Raw genomic sequence first — 23,053 nt, 5'->3', positions numbered from 1 at the left:
AACACAATGAGTTCAGGATTTAATTTTTTTCGTAAAATTTGGCATGTATTGGGACTCATCATTCCAGTTACTTTGTATTTGGATCCATTCCGAGACGCATTCGGACTTGTTTATGCCACTCGAGCCATCCTCGTGACTTCACTTGGAATTTTCCTTTTAGCACTTTTTCTATTGGAATTGTTTCGTTTGAGCCATAGTGGATTTGAAGCGTTTTTTTATCAGTATTTTGGTTTTCTAATGAAAGAATCTGAACGCAAACGATTTAATGGGACAGTTCCTTATTTTCTTGCGAACCTAATCGTTGTTTGTTTTTTTCCAGCGGAAGTCGCAATCCTTGCAATTCTATTTTTAGTCATTGGAGATCCGTTTGCTGCTTATGTGGGTAGTAAATATGGCAAACATCGTTTTTACAATGGAAAATCCATTGAAGGTGTATTTGGATTTTTGATTCCCGCATTTATCTTTTCAGTTTTTGTTTTGTATCTCATTACAAAATCTCATCCTGAAAGTTTTATCTCTCTGTATGACCACCATGGATTTACTTGGACTCCCATCGTGATTGTTTTTGTATCGGTTCTTCTGTCTTGTGTTACGGAGTTTTTTTCCAACACAACAGCCAAAGGTTTAGTAGATGACAATCTCCTGATTCCTGTCGTCGGAGCGATTTCCCTTTCCGTATTATCATTGTTATATTTGGATTATACACCTATGGATTTTTTCTTTGATCCAAATGGATTGTACATTCAGAAATAAAGGTAAGACGTTACGGTTTCCATCGGAGTTGGATTGTCCTTACTTTGGAAATTGGTTCTTTACCAGGTACTTTCACAATATAAGTCAAAACGATAGGGCCTAAGGCTTCGATTTGGAATGGATTTTTAGCAATCCCAATATGGCGAAATTCTTCTTTTAACAAGGCACCTAAATAATGAAAGGAAACCACGGTCTTTGGCTGGAAAGAATTCCCTTCCATTCTTTCTTTTGTACTCCCATATAATAAAAAGGCATTGTACTCGCTACGAAACTCTTCGGATGTTTTTCCGTTCCATGGTGAATCTAAAACCAACCGAAACCCAGGAGTTTCTCTTGCTGTGAAATAGAGAAAGTTTCCAAAATCTTCATACGTTGGATTTTCTTTTTTGAATTTAGTTTGATCCAAAAAAACAATATCATTTTCCGTTTTCGGTTCTATACATTTCAATTCATGATTAAAATTATCACAAAACTGAAACACTTTGTCATCTGACAAATTGCAGTGAGAAAAACAGAAAATACAAAGTATCAGTACAGAAGGAAAATTTGATTTTTTCCAAATCGATTTTGATTGATTAAGATTTAAATTTGTTAAACTCATACGATTCCCTGAGAGTATTAAAAAAATAAACTACCTCTTTTTCTTTGAAATAATTTTGCGTAGAAGGTAAAGGTTGTAATATCCCTCTAGAAAAATGATAAACTGTTTCCGCATAAACTCCTTGGAATAAATACATGCGGTGAAAATCATCCTTGGATTTCGCAATGACGATGTTATGTGAGGTAACATAACCAGGAATCAATAAAGTACTTAAATCTTTTTTTTGGAGGATGGTTTGGAATTCCAAACAGTCTTTTTTTTTCTCAACTATTTCTTCTCTATGGATCCTTTGTTTGAAAGACAAAACCTTTGTAAAACGACCAGGGTAAGCAAACTCACGTTCCGATTCATCCGGAATCCATCTGGGTAATACTAATGACTCATAGAGTATTTTAGAAAAACGTTTTTCGCTTAAATTTTTTAATTCAAACAGTGTATCTTCATTCTCGTAAGATACGATGAGAAAAAATGAAGCGCCAACTGGTCTCTCTAAAATCTCTTGTGGCATGTTTAGTTTTCCATCACACCTGTAATCGTAAATCCATCGAGTAACATATAAGGAACAAATGACGATTCACCTATGAGTTCTCCCTCTTTTGCAATCGCTTCAATTTGATTTAAAGCATCAAATGCATTTCCTACAATTTGAACTTCGCGTACTGGGATTTTTTCACCCCCTTCTAAGAGGTAACCACCTTTGACAACACCAGAAAAATCTCCCGATGCCCCATCTTTTGTGCCTGAGATTCGATTCACAAAAAGTGTTTTGCCTGGCAGTTTAAAAAACTCATCTTTGTTTGCATTTCCTGGAGCTATTTGTAATTGTTTTGGCCCACAACCTGGTAGGCTTTGGGCACCTCCAGTCGCACATCCATTGGAAATGGGAAGTTTCGCTTTTTTAGCTTCATATGTATTATAAAAATAAGATTCGAGAACTCCTTCAGTTAAGACTTTTTTGAAAGAGGTAGGCATTCCTTCTCTGTCAAAACCAGTCGATCCCATGAAACCTTTGTTTGTTGGATCATCCCAAATGGAGAGTAACGAAGAGGCAACTTTTTCACCAATTTTCCCTGCCATTTTTGATTTTCCTTTTCGTAAACTAGTTCCATTCAAGGATCCAATAAAAAGCCCTAGGAAAAAGGAATACACGGCATCTGGTGGGAGTAAAACTTTACCTTGGAAGCCAGTTGTTGGTTTTGCATACAAAGCTCCCATACATTTATCTCCAAAATTATGAAACGCTTTTTTCCAAAGTGTCTTAAATTGGTCTTTTGTAAAACCACTAGCAGAATCATAATCAAAACTTCCAACGAGATCGCCATCCACACCCATTCCCATAACAGATGCGGAAAGTTCTGCTCCAAGTTCATGGGCCATCACTCCTTTAGAAGATACAATTAACTTATAACCTTTGTTAAGCGAAAAGTCACCAGAATCAATATTGATTTTATCATACAAATCACTTCGCCAACCAAGTGCTTCTTTGGCAAAGGAAACAAGGTCTTCAATTCCAATCGTATCAAGGGAACTATCATAGGTATCAAATTGGTTTGTGATTGGTCGTGTTTCTGGTAATACTAAATCCGGATCTGGAGTGGACTGGCTTTTTGCCAATTGATATGCTTCTTCAATGGATGTATACAAACTAGGAATGTGATTGGAAATGAGAAACCCTTGGTTTCCTTCATGGATCACGCGGATCCCAAACATATTTTCTTCTGTTGCTGTACAATTGTTAAGATCGTTTTTTTCTAAACTTACATCCTCTGAATAACCATAACTGGAATAAATCTCTACTTGTTCGATTCCGTTAGACTTTGCTTTCGAAATTAAATTGGTAAGTAAATCTTTTTGGTCGCTTAAACGTTTTTCTATCGCACCACGATCCATTATTTACCACCTAATAAAACTTTTGTTCGAACATAGGGTCCACCGGCATCCACTTTTGCTGGTTGTCCTTTCCCGCAGTGGCCCGATCCCAAATCCCATTTAAATTCTTTGGAAACCATATCTACATTTTGTAAAACATCAAATGCAAGACCTGAAACAGTTACTCCTTTTAGTAAATTCGTGATTTTTCCATTTTGGATGCGATAGGCTTTTTGAACGGCAAACATAAACTCACCAGTCGCATCTGCTTGACCGTTCTTAGCTCCATCTAAGTAATACCCATCTTTGGTGTTTGCAATCATCTCTTCTAAACTAGAATCTCCAGGGAGTAAAAATGTATTTCGCATACGAATGAGAGGAACATCTCCATATTCCCAAGCTCTTGCAGAACCAGTAGGAGCCACACCAAATCGTTCTGCAGTCTCGCGGTTATGGAGGTATGAGGAAAGAATTCCATTTTTGATAATGACAGTATTTGTTGGAATCACACCTTCATCATCCACAGGGATAGTTCCACCAGCTCCTTCATAAAATTCTGATGACCCAGAATCACATAACGTTACTAAGTCGGATCCAACTCGGTGGCCAATTTTCCCTTGGGCAACAGAACCCGAGAGCACAAAATCTGCCTCTACGGTATGTCCAATTGCTTCATGGACAAGTAGTCCAACAATGGAAGGACTCAGGATGACAGTGGATAACCCGCCAAGTGGTAGTTCACTGGAAAGTAAATCCACAGCTGTTTTACAGGCTTCTTCCGAAATTTGAGAAGGGGATTGGTTCCGAAACAAACAGTCCCAACCACCTGTGACACCTATCGAATGAGAACCTGATTCCAATTTTCCATCTTCTTTGGCGACAGCAGAAACTCGAAACTCTGGTCTTACCAAACTAAAAAAACTATCTGCTCCGTCTGTTGTAACAATGGCTTTTTCTTCATAAATTTCAGAATACCCACAACCAACTGACTGGAGTTTGGCGGATTGTTTAGTCGCTTCGTTTTGGATATCAAGGACCATTTTCAACTTTTCTTCCACAGAACGAGAACGAAAATCTTCTATCCCTCTTCCAATAAAGTCACCAACTGCAAAATTAGCCTTTGGTAAATTCGGGATTTTATCTTTGCGAAGGGCAGAGGAAAGCCTAGCTGCTTTTTTTGCGATTTGGATCGCGTTTTGGATGGAAGCTTTTGTGACTTCACTTGTAGAAGCAAAACCCCAAGTTCCTGATTCTAATACCCGAACTCCAACCCCAGTGCGTTTCCGTAAAGCAGTGGATTCCACTCGCCCTCGTTCTGCAAAAAAGGAACGACTTTCTTTGTGGTGGTATCGTAATTCAACAAACCCAGATTCTTCCGATAAACATTCTTTTAAAAGGTCACGCATCACATACCATCCTACGTTCTATTGTATTATTTAATGAAATTAGATTTTGGAATCAAAAAAATCGAGAAGTATCTTGGGTAACCAGCGACCTTCAGGATTATCAGGAGATGGATCACTGATAAAACCTACATGACCACCTTTTTCTGTTAGGACAGTCTGTAACATGGGGAAAGACTTCCAACGAATTTCATGCCATACTTCGGAGGGAACAACGGGATCATCATCAGCATGAACAATGAGTCCAGGGAGTTTAATCCCAGGTAAATATTTTAAACTGGAACAAATATTGTAATATTCCAGAACATTCGTATAACCAGAAATTGGTGCCGTAAAAAAATCATCAAAATCGAAAAAAGACTTACTACGAAGGACTTGTTCTTTCTGTTTTTCAGACAAATCATAAATCCCTTCGGAAACCTTTTCCTTCATTGTTTCCAAAAAGTGATCTCTGTAAAAATTCCCAGCACGTGAATCAATAAAATCACAACTACGTTTTAAGTCTAGGGGGGGAGAAGTGGCTGTAAATGCCTTCGCATAATGTTCTCTTTTTTCTCCAAAAAACTTTAATACCATATTGGCTGATAAAGAAAATCCTGAGACAAAAATGGATCTCGAAAAATGTTTATAAATGTATTTCAATACTGCTTCGATATCTTCCGATTGACCAGCGTTATATGGCTTTCTTGCAAGGCCTAAACCTCTACCACAATTCCGAAGGTTCATACGAATCACCCCATAACCTCGGTTCAAGGCTTCTTTTCCCACACTTACCATATAATGGGACTCGGAACTTCCTTCCATACCATGTACAAGCATGATGTAGGATCCATTCCAAGCAGAAGCGTGTTTTCGGATTTGTGAGAGAGGGGGGTTGTGTTCGAGCCAAAGCATATCCCCAGACCCATCGTTTGTGGGAATGAGGATACTTTCTGAATAATACTCATCCTCCAGTGCATTGTCTGGAGGAAAAAGTACATTGTAGACAGTTTGAAGGTGACGACCTTCTAAAAATCTTCTAGGTTTAAACTCTTTGTTAGACGACGTCAATTGTGTTTACGATTTTATCCACGATGCCATAAGCAAGTGCTTGTTCTGCATCCATATAATAATCGCGATCAGTGTCTTCCACCAATTGTTCGTAGGATTTTCCACAAGCTTCCGCTAACATCTGATTGAGTTTTTCTTTGGTTTTGACTATGTCCTGTGCATGGATGAGTAAATCCGTTGCAGGTGCTTGGATTTGTCCACCAATAGAAGGTTGGTGGATCATCACACGACCATTGGGCCATATGTAACGATTTCCTTTTTTGCCACCAATGAGGAGAATAGATCCCATCGAGGCAGCCATACCCATACACACTGTGTGCACTGGAGAGGATATCATTTGCATGGTATCATACACGACAAGTCCGGAGGTAACAACACCACCAGGGCTATTGATATAAAATGTAATTGGTTTTCCAGGATCAACCATCTCTAAATACATGAGTTTGGCTGTTAGTTCCTTGGAGGATTCGTCAGTGACAGGACCCCAGAGAAAGATTTTCCGTTTTTCCAGGAACTTCTTTCCCATGTTTTTGTCGCTAATGAGGTCTTGGATGGTTTCGGTGATTTCTTTTTCTGGTGTTTCTTCTTCTGGCATATTAGTTCAGTCTTTTCTGGTTAGACGTATGAGGCAAGCGTTTCAGCTTGTAGTACACACCTAGAATCAGGAAAACACTGAAAGAAATAAAAAAGAATCGTAACAAAAATAGAGGTGGTTCTTTCCACTCGCCACCTAAACCCGCTTCACGGATGGAAGTAGGAAGAACCTTTGGTTTGGCACCAGTTTTCTCTGGAAATTCTTCAAATTTTAGCACATGTGCTGTTTCTGAAAGTAGGTAGTACTTCCGCGCTTCTTGTTCCAAGGCATAGGCATCGTTTTTGAGTAACCTTTCCTTTTCTTCGAGCCCTTGGTTTTCTACCACAAGCCTCTCCACCTCTGCATTGAGATTTGTGAGTTCTTTTTCTAAACGCATACGTTCCGCAACCCCCGACTCGGACAGAAGTCCGAGGTAAAGACAAGCACAAACATAGGTTAAAAGAAGAGAGGCTTTGGTTGCTGTCATTTTATCTTAGGTTGTAAAACGTACCCACTCCACTGTATGTTGCATTTTTCCCGAGTTCTTCTTCAATACGAAGGAGTTCGTTGTACTTGGCAATTCGGTCAGTTCGGCTTAAGGAACCCGTTTTGATCTGACCTGAGTTTGTCGCAACAGCGATATGAGAAATCGTTGCATCTTCCGTTTCTCCCGATCTATGGGACACAACAGCAGTGTACTGAGCTTTTTTTGCCATTTCAATCGCACTGAGGGTTTCTGTGAGAGTTCCAATTTGGTTCACTTTGATGAGAATGGAGTTACCAATCCCTTTTTCGATCCCTTTAGAGAGTTTTGTGATATTGGTTACGAACAAATCATCCCCCACAAGTTGGATCTTTTTCCCCAGTTTTTCGGAAAGTTTTTTCCAGCCTGTCCAATCGTTTTCATCCAGACCGTCTTCCATGGTAATGATCGGATACTTGGACACTAAATTTGAGTAGTATTCTACGAGTTCTTCGGCAGTCTTTTCTGGTTTTTTTTCGGCTTTGAGAACATACTTTTTCTTTTTCTCATCATAAAACTCAGAAGCAGCACAATCGAGACCAATTTTGATATCGAGGTCTGGTTTGTACCCAGCTTTTTCAATCGCAGTTAGGATCACTTCGATGGCTTCGCTATTGCTTGTCAGGTTTGGAGCAAATCCACCTTCGTCACCAACCGCAGTATTGAGGCCTTTGCCCTTTAACACTGTTTTTAAGCTATGGAACACTTCCGCACCCATACGAAGTGCTTCACGAAAGTTCGGCGCGGATACAGGAAGGATCATAAATTCTTGGAAGTCGATGTTGTTGTCCGCATGAGCTCCACCATTGATGATGTTCATCATAGGAACTGGAAGTTCACGAGCAAAAGTCCCTCCGATATAACGATAGAGAGGAAGGCCAGAATGTGCTGCCGCTGCTTTTGCGACTGCCATCGACACACCTAAGATTGCATTAGCACCTAACTTAGATTTATTGGAAGTCCCATCGAGAGAAATCATGGTTCCATCAACGAGGAGTTGGTTTGTAGCAGAGAGACCCAGTATAGATTTAGAAATTTTAGAATTAACGTTATCGACTGCTTTCAGAACTCCTTTTCCGGAGTATCTTTTTTTATCACCGTCACGAAGTTCTACAGCTTCATGTTCACCAGTGGATGCCCCAGAGGGAACCGCCGCACGACCAAACGAACCGTCTTCCAAAGTGACATCCACTTCAACGGTTGGATTTCCTCTGGAATCCATAATTTCACGGGCTTTGACGGAACGTATGCTATCTTTTTGGGACATCGGGAATTGTTTCTCCTAAGGGATAATTTCCTTCCAGTCTTAGGAAATTTAAGCCTCTGACAATAAACTTTTTCGACAAAGAGCCTCGTTCCAGGAAAATGACTTAAAAAGAAGAGGGAACCGTGAACGAACGCCAAAAATTCACCCGCAATTTTTCCATCATCGCCCATGTCGACCATGGAAAGTCCACTCTGGCGGATCGTTTGCTTGAGATTGGTCTTGTCACGGACCAACGAACGAAAAAAGACCAAATCCTCGATTCCATGGACATCGAAAGGGAACGTGGGATCACGATCAAAGCAAACAATGCTTCTTTCGATTACCACGCCAAAGACGGAAACGTCTACCACCTAAATTTAATTGATACCCCAGGCCATGTCGACTTCACGTACGAAGTGTCACGTTCTCTTGCTGCTTGTGAAGGGGTCCTCCTCATCGTAGATGCAAGCCAAGGAGTCGAAGCCCAAACACTCGCTAACTTATACCTCGCGATGGACCTAGACCTTCGCATCATCCCTGTCATCAATAAAATTGATCTTCCCTCTGCAGACATTGATAAATGTAAACTCATGATCGAAGAGTCGCTTGGCCTAAACCCAGAAGAGGCAATTCCGATTTCAGCAAAAACAGGACTAAATGTCCAGGAAGTACTCGAAGCCATTTGTTACTTACTTCCACCACCAGTAGGGGATGTGGATGCTCCACTGAAAGCACTCATCTACGATTCTTTTTTCGATACCTATATGGGTGTTGTCGCCAAAGTTCGGTTATATGATGGAAAACTTCGTAAAGGAGAAATGATCCATATGATGAACATTGGTCGCCAGTTTACTGTGACGGAAGTGGGGATCAACAGACTTTCTATGGTGGCTTGCGAAGAACTCCAAGCAGGGGATGTAGGGTATGTAGTCGCCGGAATGAAAAAGATGGGAGATGCCAAAACGGGAGATACCATCACTCATGCCAATCGCCAAACAGCAGAAGACGTGAAAGGATTTAAAGACGCAAAACCTATGGTATTTGCAGGATTATTTCCTATCAATGGGGAGGACTTTGATGCCCTAGTAGATGCTATCGAAAAATTAAAGTTAAATGACTCTGCTCTCACTTTCGAAAGGGAAAATTCAGCCGCCCTAGGATTTGGTTTCCGCGTAGGGTATCTTGGCCTCCTTCATATGGAGATCGTTCAAGAACGATTGGAAAGAGAATTTAACCTTGCTCTCATCACAACAGCTCCATCGGTAAAATTTCGCATCACGACAACCAAAGATGATGTGATCGAAGTGGATAACCCTAGTAAATGGCCAGACCCCATTCTCATTGGAAAATCGGAAGAACCCTTTGTCAAAGCGACAATCATTGCCCCAGAATCCTATGTGGGAAATATCATGTCCCTCGTGATCGAAAAACGTGGGATCCACATGGATACAGTCTATTTATCCAAAGACAAATTGCAGTTAACCTATGAACTTCCCTTGGCGGAATTGATCTTCGAATTTTATGACAAATTAAAATCATACACAAAAGGATATGCCTCACTTGATTATGAAGAAGTGGGTTACCGTGATTCGAAACTCGTAAGAATGGACATCCTTGTGAATGGGGAACCAGTGGATGCATTATCTTCCATTGTGCATAAATCCAAGGCAGAGGAAAGGGGCAGGGTCATCATTGAAAAACTAAAAGACCTCATCCCAAGACACCAATTTATGATCCCTTTACAAGCTGCCATTGGATCAAAAGTAGTGGCCCGTGAAAGTATCTCTGCCCTTCGTAAAAACGTAACTGCAAAATGTTACGGTGGTGATATTTCTCGTAAGAAAAAACTCCTCGAAAAACAAAAAGAAGGAAAGAAGAGAATGAAACAAATCGGAAACGTGGAAATCCCACAAGAAGCCTTTTTATCCATTCTCAAAACAGGAGATTAAACGATCCAATTGTGCCTAAAAAGTTTTAAGGCACAAAAAGAGTTTTTGATTCCTTCCAAAGAAAAAACTCGTAAAACTTTTTTCGCCTAACGAACTGTTATTGATTTTTATATGGAAGTAGAGATACATTTAAAATCGATGTTTCCCACTGGTTATCCAGATCTTCCGATTCGAATGACCAAATTCGTTGATTTTACAATGGTCCGCGATGACCTACTTCCTTTTGGATTTGGGACTAAATGGCGAAAAGTTTTTGGCATTATTCGTGATGCCAAAAAAAAGGGAATCAAACAGATTCTCCTTTGGGGTTCTATCCATGGGAACTACCTCGCAAGTTTTACTTCTATCTTGAGAATCTTTGGTTTTTTTGTCGAAACCATTGCTTACACAAAAAATCCGAATTTAAGAACATACAACGAACGTTTGGTGAGAAATCATTCTCACAGGTTCCAATGTTATGCGAATCGGTCCCTTGCCTTGGATGCATTTAGAGTCAGGAGTCAATCATTCGATGGACTTTCTTTACCCGAATTTGGTGTCCACCCTGGCCAAATTCTTGGACTCTCTCAATTTTGGCAGGATCTGGAGCAAAAAATCTATATGGACCTTGGTGAAAGAAAAATAACGAAATCACCACAAACTACAAGAGCCATCCTACAGATAGAAATCGGATCTGGAGTGAGTTTTTTATCTGCTTACAATCAGTTTCACCTATCTTCCATCCTTGTCCAAGCTGTGATGGTTGGTGAATCCAAAAAAACATGGTTAAACAAAACAAGAGAATTACAAACAAAACTTGGCTTAAAACAAATACCCATCTGTGAAGAGAATCTGATTGAAATCACAAATAATGATCCTTCGTTACCTGTAACCACCGATGGATTAAACGAAAACTCGCAACCGAAAATGAAACAAACAATTCGGTTTGGGAAACAAAATCCTTTTTTTGAAAATTGGATCGAGGAGTATTACAAAGAAAACCAAGTCCTATTGGAACCCATTTATAGTGCTAAAACTGTCCACAACATCCTAACAATAGAAAAACGATCAAACGAAGTAGATCCTAAACTTCCATTGTATTATCTCCACCAAGGAGGACAAATCCAACACTTAGATTTAGTACTCTCCCCGCAGATACCATCATGAACTCAAAAACTCCACTCATATCAATCTTATTACCAACGCATAACAGACAACATCTGGTCGAGCGTGCCATCCAATCCGTCTTAGGACAAACGTATCCCCATTGGGAACTCCATATCATAGATGATGGATCAACAGACAATACCTGGCCCTTTCTTTTGGCGAATCTTCCCAGTTGGAAACGACAAATCCAATCCTTTGGTCGCTACAATAAATCGATCCAGATCCACCAAACAGAACATAGGGGAGTGAGCCATGCACGTAATTTTGGGATTGGGAAATCGGAGGGAGAGTGGATCACTTTGTTAGATTCTGATGATGAGTGGTATCCAGAAAAACTTACCAAACAAATCCAATTCCATAACGACCACCCAGAAATTTTGTTTTCTCAAACCAAGGAAGTTTGGAACAAAAAAGGAAATCTCCTCGAACCAAAAGGAAAGTATCAAAAACTTTCGGGTCATTTTTTAAAAGAATCCTTAGAAATTTGTATGGTCACTTGTTCCAGTTTTATGGCTCATCAAAAAACTTGGGAACTAGTGGGAAACTTTCGAGAGGAGATGAAAACTTGTGAGGACTATGATTTATGGAATCGAATCCTTTTAAAACAATTTCCAATTGGCCTATTGGAAGAAAACCTACTCGTTCGGTATGGTGGCCATGAAGACCAACTTTCCAATCAATTCCAAGCCATCGAACGATTTCGGTTGTATTCTTTGTTATCAATCAGAAACGAATCCATCTCTAGTAAGGAATCCATCCAAGAAGAAAAATATCTTTCTGATGAGGATCAAAGTTTTCAGAGAAATTCACGAAGTTTACTGAGAGACGCTATCTTGGAACGCATGGATACTTTGGTCCAAGGAAGGAAAAAACGAGGTAAAGAGGTTCAATTCTTAATCCATTTCCAATCACTCTTTTTGAAAGATGAACCCATTCCCCAAAAGGATTTGTTGACTTTGTTAGATGACTCCTTATTCTAATCGAGAATTGAGGCCTCTATGAAACAACTTCTGATATTATTAGTTATTTTTTTCACCTTTACGCTGATTGTCCCGATCCATTCCGAAACAAATCCTCCTTATGACATTCGGTTTCGGGTTTCCGTGAATAATGTTCCTTTTCCAACGGAGACCAATCCTTATTACCTAAGTCATATTTTGGAAATGCGAATTTTCAGACATTTGAAGTTGGATTTTTCTCCAAGTGAAATTGAATCCATGGTGGATTTTATGATCACCCATGCTTCCAAAGAACACCCGAATCAAATTTATTTACCTGGGTTTGAGAAAGATGCAGATCTCATCATTGGATTTCGTTACATTGAAAAAGAGGGAGATTTACTCTTCCTAGTTGTCACCAATTTTAATGTAGAGACGAATAAAATTGACACGAGTGATTTCCAAAAACAACTGGCGACGATTTGCCAAGTAAAGTCCAATCGATTTGTTTATTTTGAGGACTTATATTCGGATAAAAAAGAAACAGAATATAAGCAAGAAGGTAAATTACTTAGCTTAGCAAATTTGTATTTAATGGATGAAGATCCAAATAACGACCAACTGGTGGAGCCTTTACTCGATAAAATCCTTAAAGATGAAACAAAACATCCTTTAGAAAAATTTTATGCGTTTTTAACAAAAGGACAACATGCATTGATCCAACGTAATTTTGTGGTAGCTGAAGACATCAAAACAAAGTCGTCAACTTATCTCACTTCTCTCAAAGGAGAAGACAAGGAACGTGCGGAATATATCCTAAAATTGTTTTCAAAAGAATTGGAAACGATGAAAGTATTCCAAAAAACAAATAACAAACTCTTCAAAGTTTAAATTTAGGCATAAAAAAACCCGGGGCTTTATTTCCGGGTTTTTTTACTTTCAAATGAACAATTCCAACGGTTTAGCTGGAAATGTATTCTCTATTCAGACGAGTGATAAAATTGACCGAAATTTCTTTCGGGCATGCAGCCTCACACTCATACTGGTTTGTACAATTTCCAAATCCTTCTTTGTCCATTGCATTTACCATTTTACGAACTCTTTCTTTTTTCTCCACAACACCTTGTGGTAAAAGAGCTAGGTGAGAAACCTTCGCCGAAACAAATAACATTGCCGATGCATTTTTACAAGCAGCAACACAAGCCCCGCAACCTATACAAGTTGCAGCATCCATAGCAAGGTCTGCATCCACTTTTGGAATTGGAAGTGCGTTTCCGTCTGGAGCTCCCCCAGTGTTTACATTCACGTAACCACCCGCTTGGATGATGCGGTCAAAGGCAGATCTGTCCACAACTAGGTCTTTTGTAACAGGGAAGGCTTTTGCACGCCATGGTTCGATGACAACCGTATCGCCATCTTTGAACTTACGCATATGCAATTGGCAAGTGGTGGTTCCTTTTTCTGGACCATGAGGAACACCGTTGATCACCATAGAACATGACCCACAAATTCCTTCGCGACAGTCGTGGTCGAAAGCAATTGGGTCTTCTCCTTTTTTGATGAGGCCGTCGTTCACAACATCAAGCATTTCCAAAAAGGACATATGTTCATTTACGTTGTTTGCTTCGTAACTGACCATACGACCTTTGTCGTTTTTATCTTTTTGTCTCCAAACTTTAAGGTGTAACTTCATTGTATCCATTATTTGTAGCTCCTTACGGCTAAGTGGATGTTTTCGTATTCGAGTTTTTCTCGGTGTTCTACTGGAGTTTTTCCTTCTCCTTGGTATTCCCAAGCGGATACGTGGCAGAATTTATCATCGTTACGTTTTGCTTCGCCATCTTCTGTTTGGTGTTCTTCGCGGAAGTGACCACCACAAGATTCTTCTCTTGTGAGTGCATCGAGACACATGAGTTCACCAAATTCCAAGAAGTCGGCAACACGACCTGCTTTTTCTAACTCTTGGTTCAGTTCCGAACCGGAACCGGCAACTTTTACATTTTTCCAGAATTCTTCACGGAGTTCAGGGATTTTTTTCAAAGCATCTTTTAGGCCTTTTTCGTTTCTTGCCATACCACATTGGTCCCACATGATCTTTCCAAGCGCTCGATGAAAATCATCTGGTGTTTTGTTACCATTGATCGTTAGAAGTTTGTTTGTCATTTCACGAACACGAGCCTCTGCTTCTTTGAATTCAGGGCGGTCTGTAGAAATGTTTTTGGCTCCTTCTTTGGCAAAATAATCACCAATTGTGTAAGGGATCACAAAGTATCCATCTGCAAGACCTTGCATCAGAGCGGATGCCCCTAAACGGTTGGCACCATGGTCAGAGAAGTTTGCTTCACCAAGAACATGGAGACCAGGGATATTGGACATGAGGTTATAATCGACCCAAAGACCACCCATAGTGTAGTGAACCGCAGGGTAAATTCGCATTGGCACTTTGTATGGGTTCTCGCCAGTGATGCGCTCATACATTTGGAAGAGGTTGTCGTATCGGTCAGCAACAACGTTTTCTCCCAATCGTTTGATGGAATCAGAAAAATCCAAATACACACCGAGGCGTTTGTCCCCAACTTTTGGGCCTACACCGAGACCATTGTCACAAGCTTCTTTTGCTGAACGCGATGAAATATCACGAGGAGCAAGGTTACCGTAGGACGGGTATTTTCTTTCTAAGTAATAATCTCTTTCTTCCTCTGGGATTTCGTGAGGAGGGCGAAGGTCATCTTTTTTCTTAGGTACCCAAACACGTCCGTCATTTCGGAGCGATTCTGACATCAGAGTGAGTTTAGATTGGTAGTCTCCCGATTGTGGGATACAAGTTGGGTGGATTTGTGTGTAACAAGGGTTTGCAAACGCTGCCCCTTTTTTATAAGCACGGTATGTTGCTGTTACGTTGGATCCTTTTGCATTGGTAGAAAGGTAAAATACGTTACCGTAACCACCACTAGCCAAAATCACCGCATCACCAGCATGGGAAGAAATTTCGCCAGTCACTAAGTCACGGACGACAATCCCTTTGGCATGGCCATCCACAAGCACTAACTCTAACATCTCTGTTCTTGGGTACATTTTCACAGCACCACGAGAGATTTGTTTTTCTAGAGCAGAATAGGCACCAAGGAGCAATTGTTGACCCGTTTGGCCTTTTGCATAGAAAGTACGAGAAACTTGAGCTCCACCAAACGAACGGTTGGCGAGTGTTCCACCATATTCACGAGCAAACGGAACACCTTGCGCCACACATTGGTCAATGATGTTTGTTGATACTTGTGCTAAACGATATACGTTTGCTTCTCTCGCACGGAAGTCTCCACCTTTTACGGTGTCATAAAACAATCTGTAAACAGAGTCACCGTCGTTTTGGTAATTCTTTGCCGCATTGATTCCACCTTGTGCCGCGATCGAGTGTGCACGTCTTGGGCTGTCTTGGAAACAAAATACGGATACTTGGTAACCGAGTTCGGAAAGAGTTGCTGCGGCTGATGCACCAGCAAGACCTGTTCCTACGATGATTACTTTGTACTTACGTTTGTTAGCCGGATTGACTAATTTGATGTCTTGTTTGTGTTTGTCCCATTTTTGTTCTAATGGGCCTGATGGTATTTTTGAATCTAATTTCATATTCTCTCCTAAAACCCCTTAGCGAACATACCCGAGTAAAATCGAGAGTGGCATGGAACAATTTCCAACAAAAACAAGGAGTCCAAGTCCTGTGGAAATTTTTTGAATTGTGGGATTGTGTTTTGGGGCAAGGATCCCAAGAGTCTGTAACATGGAACCCAGTGCATGGGAAAAATGTAACGCAAGGAAAACCATAAACACAATATAACTGATTGCTATTGTTGGGTCTTGGAATCCGAGGATGACCATAGCATACACATCATGCACGACATCACCATTCTTTAGAATGTATTCGTGAGTGTAGTGGTCAGGGTTGGTATAACCCAAAGTAAAGTGAGCTAAATGGTAAACGAGAAAGGTTAAAAGTAATAATCCACTATAAGCCATCGTGCGAGATGCAAACGATGCTTGGATAGTTGTATTCTTTGCGTAAGAGACGGGTCTAGCAGAGCTGTTTTCTAGTTTTAGGAGGATGGCAGTGCATACGTGTCCAAAAAAAGCCACGATGAGTCCAATCCGTGCTACCCAAAGAAGGGGTCCTAAATCTTTGAGAAACTTTGCGTAGGTGTTTAATTTTTCTGGTCCTTGGAAAACTTGAAGGTTTCCGACCATATGAAGGATCACGAATCCAAACCAGATAAATCCGGTAATGGCCATTATGATCTTCTTTCCAATTGAGGATCGAAAGAAGTCTAGACTCAACGTCATTGAAGAGCTCCTGTTAGAGTATAGGTGTAAATTTTTCTATTACGTCCAAAATTAGACAGATTCCACTTTCCGTAAATTCATAAATCTTGGCAGGTTTAAAATGAGATATTGAGTTTGTTTCTCAATAAAGAAGAGATGCGGAATGGAGTACGAAAAGGGATTGAGTTCCTTCTCCGGCAATTTATGATAAACAAAGTTTGTTTAACCTCCAAGGGAAAAAACCCATCCCCACAATTTTCATCCAAAACCGCTTGTACTTGTCCTTGTTTGTGACATGCCTTGTATTCTTTACATGTGGTCCCACTCGTGTCAAAACCAACGTAGATACAAGGAAAGAGTATCTAAAGGGAGTAGGTTTGCCCATCCTTGTATCGATCCGACCCAGGCATAATAGGGATAAAAAAGAACTTCAGCTTTTTATCAAAACAGAAAACCTAACAAAGATTAAGATTAACAAATTCCAGATTTTATTTTTTGCCAGTGACCAAAATCGTCAATTTTTGATCCCCGATGAGCAGAAAACTCCTGAGTTAATTTGTTTGATTCCCAAAACCATTATGCCTGATACAATTTATAAATGCCATGTTGGTCCCTTTGTTTACAGCCAGTTATGGGATTCGATTTCGATCCATTCGATCTCTTTCACAACAGAAGACAAATTACGCCATGTGATCAGTGAAGATGACATCGATGATGTCGTAATTTGGCTTTAAACAGTTTAATTCCACTCAAATACCAGCGAACAAATTGTTACATTAGAATCGACTAGTTTCATCCATTCGTCTTGACAAAGGATACGAGTGAAAATACCGTTTCTAGACCGTTATGTTTTCCCATTTAAAACAAGACATTCCGTCTGGACTCGTTGTATTTTTAGTAGCTCTTCCTCTTTGTTTAGGAGTCGCACTTGCTTGTGGTGCACCTTTATTATCAGGAGTGATCTCTGGAATCATTGGTGGGTTTGTAGTTGGTTTCCTTAGCCATTCTCGAACAAGTGTGAGTGGTCCGGCTGCCGGCCTTGTAACGTTAGTCATTGCCGCAACCACTGCGTTAGGCGACTACCAAACTTTTTTATTATCCGTATTTTTAGCTGGTTTTATCCAAATAGGACTTGGTGTTTTACGACTTGGTTTTATCGCAAACTACGTACCTTCCAATGTAATCCAAGGTTTACTCGCATCCATAGGGATCATCCTGATATTAAAACAAATCCCACACTCTGTCGGATTTGATATCAATCCAGAAGAAGATTTTATTTTTTTCCAAAGGGATGGCGAAAATACATTTTCGGAATTATTGAACATTCACAAATATTTTTCTTGGGGAGCAGTGATCATTTCCACCATCTCATTGTCACTGATGTTTGTGTATGATAAGTTAAAATGGCAAGCGCTCAGATACATTCCATCTCCCATTTTAGTGATTCTCATCGGAATTGTATGTAACCAAATTTTTAAGAATTTTAAACCAGAGTTTTATCTAACAGAAAAACATTTGGTAACAATTCCCAATGTGAGCAACTGGGAGAGTATTTTTGTGTTTCCCAATTTTTCGATGATTGGCCAATCGGAAGTATGGTATTTTGCATTTTCTATTGCGGCTTTTGCTACATTGGAAACATTACTGAACTTAGATGCTGTCGAACGAATTGACCCACACAAAAGACTCTCATCACCTAACCGTGAACTAATAGCACAAGGAGTGGGGAATAGTTTATCTGGGCTCATTGGCGGACTACCCATCACTTCCGTCATTGTCAGAAGTTCTGTGAATATTTATACAGGAGCTGAAACAAAATTATCCACAATGGTTCATGGTGTTTTACTTGCTATGAGCATTCTTTTTTTGAGTTCCTTTTTGAATTTGATTCCACTTTGTTCTTTGGCAGTCGTACTTGTTGTCACTGGTTTCAAACTCACAAACTTATCTGTTTACAAATCATTGTATAAAAAGGGACTTTATCAATTTTTACCTTTTATAACAACCATTCTTGCCATTATTTTTACAGACTTATTAACCGGTGTGTTAATTGGACTTTGTATTAGTTTCATTTTTATCTTAAAAAATAATTACAAAAATCCATTTTCTGTTGAAACAGAAAACTTAAATATCGGAGAAACAATCCGCATCGAATTACCGAACCAAGTTTCTTTTTTGAACAAAGCTTCCATCAAAGACACTCTTTGGTCATTACCAGAGAATGCAAAACTCATTGTAGATGCCTCTAATTGTAATTTTATTGATCACGATATTTTAGAAGTATTGGAAGAATTCAAATCCGTAGTTGCTTTAGAAAAAAACATCCAACTGAATTTAGTTGGTTTGAAAGACCATTATGAACTGAGTGACCAAGTGCAATTTGTAAACATCTTGGACAAAGAAGCACAACAAAAGTTAACACCTGATGATATTCTCGAATTCTTAAAACGAGGGAACGAACGATTTGTAAAAGGAAAATGGTCTGAAAAGTATTTTAAACACCAAGTGAACGCCACTGCCTTTGGCCAAAATCCTATTGCAGTTGTCCTTTCCTGTATTGACTCAAGAACAAGCCCAGAAATTATTTTTGATTCAGGGCTTGGTGATATCATTTCCATTCGGATTGCAGGAAATATCGTAAACCAAGAAATCCTCGGAAGTTTAGAATTGTCTTGTGCCAAAATTGGAACCAAACTCATCGTCGTACTTGGTCATTCCAATTGTGGTGCAGTATCCAGCGCAATTTATGCTTTAAAAGATGGAAACATAGCAAGTATCACAAACAAAATTGACAAAGCCATTGGAACGTCAGATCCAAACTCAAAACAATCAAATTCTGGAAACGAACATATTTTTAATCACGTGGTAAAAACCAATGTGCTGAATTCGATTGATGAAATTTTGGAATCTAGTGAATTTTTAAAAAGAAAGGTAGATGCAGGTGAATATAAAATTGTCCCAGCATTTTATGATACATCTTCGGGCGAAGTTCAGTTTTTTCATTCAGTCCAAACTTCACCGAAAAGTGAATCAATGTTTTAAGTTTAAACTTTATGAACTGGAACAAACAACGGTTTGTAAGCAGAACGATTATAATAACCTAAGAATGCATTAGCAATGACAACAAATATCCCAACTGGCAATCCATCTTGAGCAATCATCAAATGAACCAAAAAGATATTGATCACCACTGGTGCAATTACAACAGAAGCTAAAGGGACAAATCTTCCAGATAAAAAAGCAAGAGCACATACAAGTTCTGTCACCTTAATCAATGTTAATAAATAACCTGTGGCCTTCATGCCATCATTGAATATCTTTATGTTTCCAGTTACTTCAGGTTGTTCTACTAAATTGAATAATACAACAACAGATGAAAATAAAAACAAGGCGCCTAACAAAAGACGAACGATTGTATACAAAACTATCATAAGTTACTCCTTTAATACTTTCACAAGAGGAAATGACCTTCACTTACAGAAAAAGACTCCCCATTGGAAACTATCTACCAAATCTAAGGGGATCGGGTTCTCATTTCCAGCCACAATTTCTGGATTTATTCTCATTTTAGCTATTTTTTTGGAAAACTCGGCAATATAATTTCATCTTTTAGGCATTGATACCTTAGGAATTCTCAATGAAAATCCGAAATTTGCCTGTTTATCTGCTGGTCTTTTCTTTAAATGTTTGCCAAACGAACCAAACAAATGGACCAGAACATATTAACTCTAAAGAATCGAAATTCTCTTTTACTCTCCAATACGAGATGGATTTACCGACTAAGGTTTTGAAAGTGGGACCAAATTTAGAAATCTCAATTGGTAAATTTGCATTACATTCCTTCAATCACTTGGCTTCCCAAATATTCAATGTTAGCTCCTATACAGCAAGAAAAGAGAATGATCCTCTTGAACCAGGAACTATTATTCTCCGAAAAGTACAAGTGAATCGATCCATCGTATTTGAAGAAGGAACTACAAAATTCCAACATGCAACATTTGCATCCATTGTTGAATTTTTATTCGTAAAAGAATCTGGTGAAACCTACCGAATCCTCGGAGAATCCGACCCAATCCAAACAAACACCATTCCATTTTCAGCAAATGATAAAGATTCTGAGGAAAAAATTGCGAGTACCATCCAATCTGCTATTGAAATTGGTCTGAAAAAAATCATCCAACCTAGGGAAGATTGGAAATGGGATGGTCGCCAAATGATGTTCCAACAAGGAAATGGAAATTAAGAAAACACTGAAACCCAATGCCATCCTAATTACCATCTGAATCAGGATTTTAATGCATCTTTATGTAAAGTATGTACCAGGACAAAACTGTAAAGGATGTACGAGTACACTCAACCAATTGCCCAGACCTAATGCGACATAATACTAATTATGGGAAGTACCATATTGCTTCACGTAATCATCTACAGAGAAACACTAGTCGTTGCATCATCTTAAAATCTACTCCAAATTCGATACGGAAACGATTCACTCATGTGCAGGTGATGTCCATGAAGCAATCGAAGATGGTGCGTTCTATGTTGGTTCAAGTGTTCAAAGAGAAATACCTTTGGGCTTCGAGAAAAGAAAAAAGCCTAATACTCGACCAGTTCGTTGAAGCTACTGGATTCAATCGATCCTATGCCAGAACCGTCCTTAGAAAGAAAAAAGACAAGGTCGTCAAACTGATACCAAGAAGAAGCGTCTATCCAACTATGATGATGTTAGCTTCTATTTAGAGAAGATCTGGGAGATCCTGGATAGAATTTGTGGGAAAAGACTCGTGATGCCAATGCCAGACGTTTTAGCCAAACTCGAACAATTCAAAGTATTTAAAATTGATAAAATAACCAAGGACAAACTTCTCTCCATCAGTTCCGCTTAAAGTGGATCGCTTATTGAAACCTGTCAGGGAAAAACTTGGTCGCAGAGGCACCTCTACAACGAAACAACCTAAATACCTAATTGATCAGATACCAATCAAAACGTTCGGTGAATGGAAAAGTTCTCTACCTGGCTTTGTCCAAATCGATCTAGTAGCCCATAATGGTGGAAATGTATTGGAGGATTTTATTCAACGCCTGCAGCAACAGAGAATGACGTTGAAAGTTAAAATTATTTTCCCTTAAAGATTAGAACACGGTTATTATCAAAATCACTTACGAACAATAGTTTACCGACCATATAGACTCCATATGGATTATAAAGCGTTCTGGCAGTTGGGGTCACTCCAGCAACGCCTGTCTGCTCATCGTCATTTGGCGCATTGTTAGTAAAATTGATTTGACCCAGTACTGTATCCGCCGGTTGTCCATTCGTTTTAGGTATTGAATTCCAGATTAAGACTCGATGGTTATATGCGTCACCGATGACCAACTGTACACCATTAGAATATACATTATAAACACCACCGACTAAAAATCCTCCTCCTGTTGTAGCGGAGACCGCAATTTCCATGTTAGGCTGCCCCAAAACCAGATCCGCTGGCTGCCCGTTAAATGTCGGTATCGTATTCCAAATCAAGACTCTTCCGTTATATGAATCCGCAACAAATAATCTTGTCCCATCGGTCCATACCCCTCCTGGAGTTGAAAGCGAGTTTGCTGTTGGTGTTGGACCTCCCCGATTGGGACTGCAAGAAGTGAAATCAGCCTGTCCAAGAACAATATCCGCAGGTGTGTTATTTGAGGTGGGGATTGTATTCCAAATCAAAACACGGTGGTGGCCTTCATCAGCAACAAACAATTTACCATTAGCAGTGGAAACTCCTTCGCTTCCGGACAAATCAGTATTAGAGCAGGAACCAACACCGACCGTTGTAAAATTGGAAACACCTAATACAACATCAGCTGCTACGTTTGCGGTCGGTAATGAGTTGTAGATCAAATGCCGGTTGTTAGAGGTGTCAGCAACAAATAACCTGTTATTTGAGGAAGCAATATTCCATTGGTATTTAAAGGATGTAGCTGTCGGAGGGGTTGCTATTAATGAAGAAACATCATCCACTTGGCCGATCACAAAATCTGCAGTAGCCCCATTCAATGTAGGAATTTGATGATAACCTAAAATTCGATGATTTCTGGAATCGGAAATATACAATTGATTACCACTGACAGTAACCGGTCCCGGTTGTTTTAAACTTGCACCCGACAAAGGGACAGAAGCATTCGTCTCAAAATCAGGCTGACCAATGACTACGTCAGCTCTCTGGAAATTAGTGAATTTGGCAAAGGAACTTGTTTTTTGACCACCGCAATACGGCCTAATGTCTCCGAGAATTTCTTTTAAAAATAGGGTTTCCAAATAGGTTTTGCTTGTAGGGTCACAAGGATTCTCCCATTCAATAGATGAACAATCTATCAAACCGAGAAAAAGGAAAAGAGGCAGAAACGTTGTTTTGTTGAAATTCATAGTGATTTCAATCTTTCCCCAATCTTTTTTTCTATAACGGTGGAACTCCTTAGTAGTTTCCCGGAAAACGCCATTATAATTCCTAGGGTTTTCCCCGTTTTTTAGACATTTCAGGCAGGTTAGAATTTTGGCCAACAAATGTCGACCAATAATAGTGGTTCAGAAATTAAAAGATGGGAGGCATAATCCTTTCCATTTTATCTAAGTTAGGTCATTCGTATTTGATGTAACATGACTGGATTCAGTAATTTCAGAAATTCTTCCTCCTGTTTCAA

General features: G+C 39.5%; 21 protein-coding genes and 1 pseudogene. 9 read left to right on the top strand and 13 right to left on the bottom strand.

The window, feature by feature from the left end:
* Nucleotides 1-6 precede the first annotated feature (6 nt).
* The gene (locus tag DI076_RS06290) at nucleotides 7-753 is read left to right on the top strand and encodes a diacylglycerol/polyprenol kinase family protein (RefSeq protein ID WP_108959106.1); all 747 of its coding nucleotides are present in this window, start codon (nucleotides 7-9) and stop codon (nucleotides 751-753) included.
* 10 nt (nucleotides 754-763) lie between these two features.
* Here DI076_RS06290 and DI076_RS06285 read toward each other — a convergent pair whose 3' ends face one another.
* The 8 genes from DI076_RS06285 to eno are packed head-to-tail and all read right to left on the bottom strand — an operon-like array spanning nucleotide 764 to nucleotide 8,040.
* On the bottom strand, nucleotides 764-1,354 hold the full coding sequence (locus DI076_RS06285) for a hypothetical protein (RefSeq protein ID WP_245918304.1): 591 nt from the start codon (nucleotides 1,352-1,354) through the stop codon (nucleotides 764-766).
* Nucleotides 1,329-1,862 (bottom strand): DUF4416 family protein, encoded by a 534-nt coding sequence (locus DI076_RS06280; protein ID WP_108959105.1) that lies wholly within the window; start codon nucleotides 1,860-1,862, stop codon nucleotides 1,329-1,331. Before DI076_RS06280 ends, DI076_RS06285 begins: the two co-directional genes overlap by 26 nt.
* 2 nt (nucleotides 1,863-1,864) lie before the next feature.
* A complete protein-coding gene (locus DI076_RS06275) occupies nucleotides 1,865-3,244 on the bottom strand; it encodes a TldD/PmbA family protein (RefSeq protein ID WP_108959104.1) in 1,380 nt (459 codons plus the stop codon).
* Nucleotides 3,244-4,629: a TldD/PmbA family protein gene (locus tag DI076_RS06270; RefSeq protein WP_108959103.1), complete on the bottom strand. Its 1,386-nt coding sequence runs from the start codon at nucleotides 4,627-4,629 to the stop codon at nucleotides 3,244-3,246. The genes DI076_RS06275 and DI076_RS06270 overlap by 1 nt, the downstream gene beginning before the upstream one ends.
* Nucleotides 4,630-4,668: 39 nt before the next feature.
* Entirely contained in the window at nucleotides 4,669-5,676 is a 1,008-nt protein-coding gene (locus DI076_RS06265; protein WP_108959102.1) for a YheT family hydrolase, read from the bottom strand.
* Nucleotides 5,663-6,271, bottom strand: a complete 609-nt coding sequence (locus tag DI076_RS06260) for a ClpP family protease (RefSeq protein WP_100717015.1) — start codon at nucleotides 6,269-6,271, stop codon at nucleotides 5,663-5,665. Before DI076_RS06260 ends, DI076_RS06265 begins: the two co-directional genes overlap by 14 nt.
* A gap of 1 nt (nucleotide 6,272) precedes the next feature.
* Nucleotides 6,273-6,737 (bottom strand): FtsB family cell division protein, encoded by a 465-nt coding sequence (locus DI076_RS06255; RefSeq protein ID WP_108959101.1) that lies wholly within the window; start codon nucleotides 6,735-6,737, stop codon nucleotides 6,273-6,275.
* A gap of 1 nt (nucleotide 6,738) precedes the next feature.
* Complete coding sequence (gene eno / locus DI076_RS06250) at nucleotides 6,739-8,040, bottom strand: phosphopyruvate hydratase (RefSeq protein WP_108959100.1); 1,302 nt, start codon at nucleotides 8,038-8,040, stop codon at nucleotides 6,739-6,741.
* Between the two features lie 122 nt (nucleotides 8,041-8,162).
* On the opposite strand from eno, the gene lepA reads away from it, so the two are divergent.
* The 4 genes from lepA (at nucleotide 8,163) to DI076_RS06230 (ending at nucleotide 12,943) form a co-directional block, all read left to right on the top strand.
* The gene (gene lepA, locus DI076_RS06245; protein ID WP_108959099.1) at nucleotides 8,163-9,968 is read left to right on the top strand and encodes a translation elongation factor 4; all 1,806 of its coding nucleotides are present in this window, start codon (nucleotides 8,163-8,165) and stop codon (nucleotides 9,966-9,968) included.
* Between the two features lie 111 nt (nucleotides 9,969-10,079).
* Nucleotides 10,080-11,114: a 1-aminocyclopropane-1-carboxylate deaminase gene (locus DI076_RS06240; protein WP_245918303.1), complete on the top strand. Its 1,035-nt coding sequence runs from the start codon at nucleotides 10,080-10,082 to the stop codon at nucleotides 11,112-11,114.
* Nucleotides 11,111-12,094 carry a glycosyltransferase family 2 protein gene (locus DI076_RS06235; RefSeq protein WP_108959097.1) on the top strand — a complete coding sequence of 328 codons (984 nt, stop codon included), beginning with the start codon at nucleotides 11,111-11,113 and terminating at the stop codon, nucleotides 12,092-12,094. Before DI076_RS06240 ends, DI076_RS06235 begins: the two co-directional genes overlap by 4 nt.
* Before the next feature lie 18 nt (nucleotides 12,095-12,112).
* Nucleotides 12,113-12,943, top strand: a complete 831-nt coding sequence (locus DI076_RS06230) for a hypothetical protein (protein WP_108959096.1) — start codon at nucleotides 12,113-12,115, stop codon at nucleotides 12,941-12,943.
* A gap of 70 nt (nucleotides 12,944-13,013) precedes the next feature.
* On the opposite strand, the gene DI076_RS06225 is transcribed toward DI076_RS06230, so the two are convergent.
* From DI076_RS06225 to DI076_RS06215, 3 genes are read right to left on the bottom strand one after another with little or no spacing between them, the layout of a single operon-like run.
* Nucleotides 13,014-13,745 carry a succinate dehydrogenase/fumarate reductase iron-sulfur subunit gene (locus DI076_RS06225; protein ID WP_108959270.1) on the bottom strand — a complete coding sequence of 244 codons (732 nt, stop codon included), beginning with the start codon at nucleotides 13,743-13,745 and terminating at the stop codon, nucleotides 13,014-13,016.
* A gap of 8 nt (nucleotides 13,746-13,753) precedes the next feature.
* A complete protein-coding gene (locus DI076_RS06220) occupies nucleotides 13,754-15,679 on the bottom strand; it encodes a fumarate reductase/succinate dehydrogenase flavoprotein subunit (protein WP_108959095.1) in 1,926 nt (641 codons plus the stop codon).
* Nucleotides 15,680-15,697: 18 nt separating this feature from the next.
* Nucleotides 15,698-16,387: a succinate dehydrogenase cytochrome b subunit gene (locus DI076_RS06215; protein ID WP_108959094.1), complete on the bottom strand. Its 690-nt coding sequence runs from the start codon at nucleotides 16,385-16,387 to the stop codon at nucleotides 15,698-15,700.
* A gap of 197 nt (nucleotides 16,388-16,584) precedes the next feature.
* On the opposite strand from DI076_RS06215, the gene DI076_RS06210 reads away from it, so the two are divergent.
* Both DI076_RS06210 and DI076_RS06205 read left to right on the top strand, forming a co-directional pair.
* Complete coding sequence (locus DI076_RS06210) at nucleotides 16,585-17,100, top strand: hypothetical protein (RefSeq protein WP_245918302.1); 516 nt, start codon at nucleotides 16,585-16,587, stop codon at nucleotides 17,098-17,100.
* Between the two features lie 112 nt (nucleotides 17,101-17,212).
* Entirely contained in the window at nucleotides 17,213-19,408 is a 2,196-nt protein-coding gene (locus tag DI076_RS06205) for a bifunctional SulP family inorganic anion transporter/carbonic anhydrase (protein ID WP_108959093.1), read from the top strand.
* A gap of 2 nt (nucleotides 19,409-19,410) precedes the next feature.
* Here the strand turns inward: DI076_RS06205 and DI076_RS06200 are convergent, their stop codons facing one another.
* A complete protein-coding gene (locus tag DI076_RS06200; RefSeq protein ID WP_108959092.1) occupies nucleotides 19,411-19,797 on the bottom strand; it encodes a DoxX family membrane protein in 387 nt (128 codons plus the stop codon).
* Nucleotides 19,798-20,003: 206 nt separating this feature from the next.
* On the opposite strand from DI076_RS06200, the gene DI076_RS06195 reads away from it, so the two are divergent.
* Complete coding sequence (locus DI076_RS06195) at nucleotides 20,004-20,609, top strand: hypothetical protein (protein ID WP_108959091.1); 606 nt, start codon at nucleotides 20,004-20,006, stop codon at nucleotides 20,607-20,609.
* A 263-nt stretch (nucleotides 20,610-20,872) separates the two neighbouring features.
* A pseudogene (locus tag DI076_RS06190) lies at nucleotides 20,873-21,462 on the top strand (ISNCY family transposase); the annotation flags it as partial.
* Nucleotides 21,463-21,482: 20 nt separating this feature from the next.
* On the opposite strand, the gene DI076_RS06185 reads toward DI076_RS06190, so the two are convergent.
* Nucleotides 21,483-22,778: an NHL repeat-containing protein gene (locus tag DI076_RS06185; RefSeq protein WP_108959090.1), complete on the bottom strand. Its 1,296-nt coding sequence runs from the start codon at nucleotides 22,776-22,778 to the stop codon at nucleotides 21,483-21,485.
* Nucleotides 22,779-23,053 lie beyond the last annotated feature (275 nt).

The sequence above is a fragment of the Leptospira ellinghausenii genome (assembly GCF_003114815.1).
Classification (GTDB): Bacteria; Spirochaetota; Leptospiria; order Leptospirales; family Leptospiraceae; genus Leptospira_A; species Leptospira_A ellinghausenii.
Note: the sequence above shows the minus strand (reverse complement) of the source record. Positions and strands in the feature narration are given on the sequence as shown.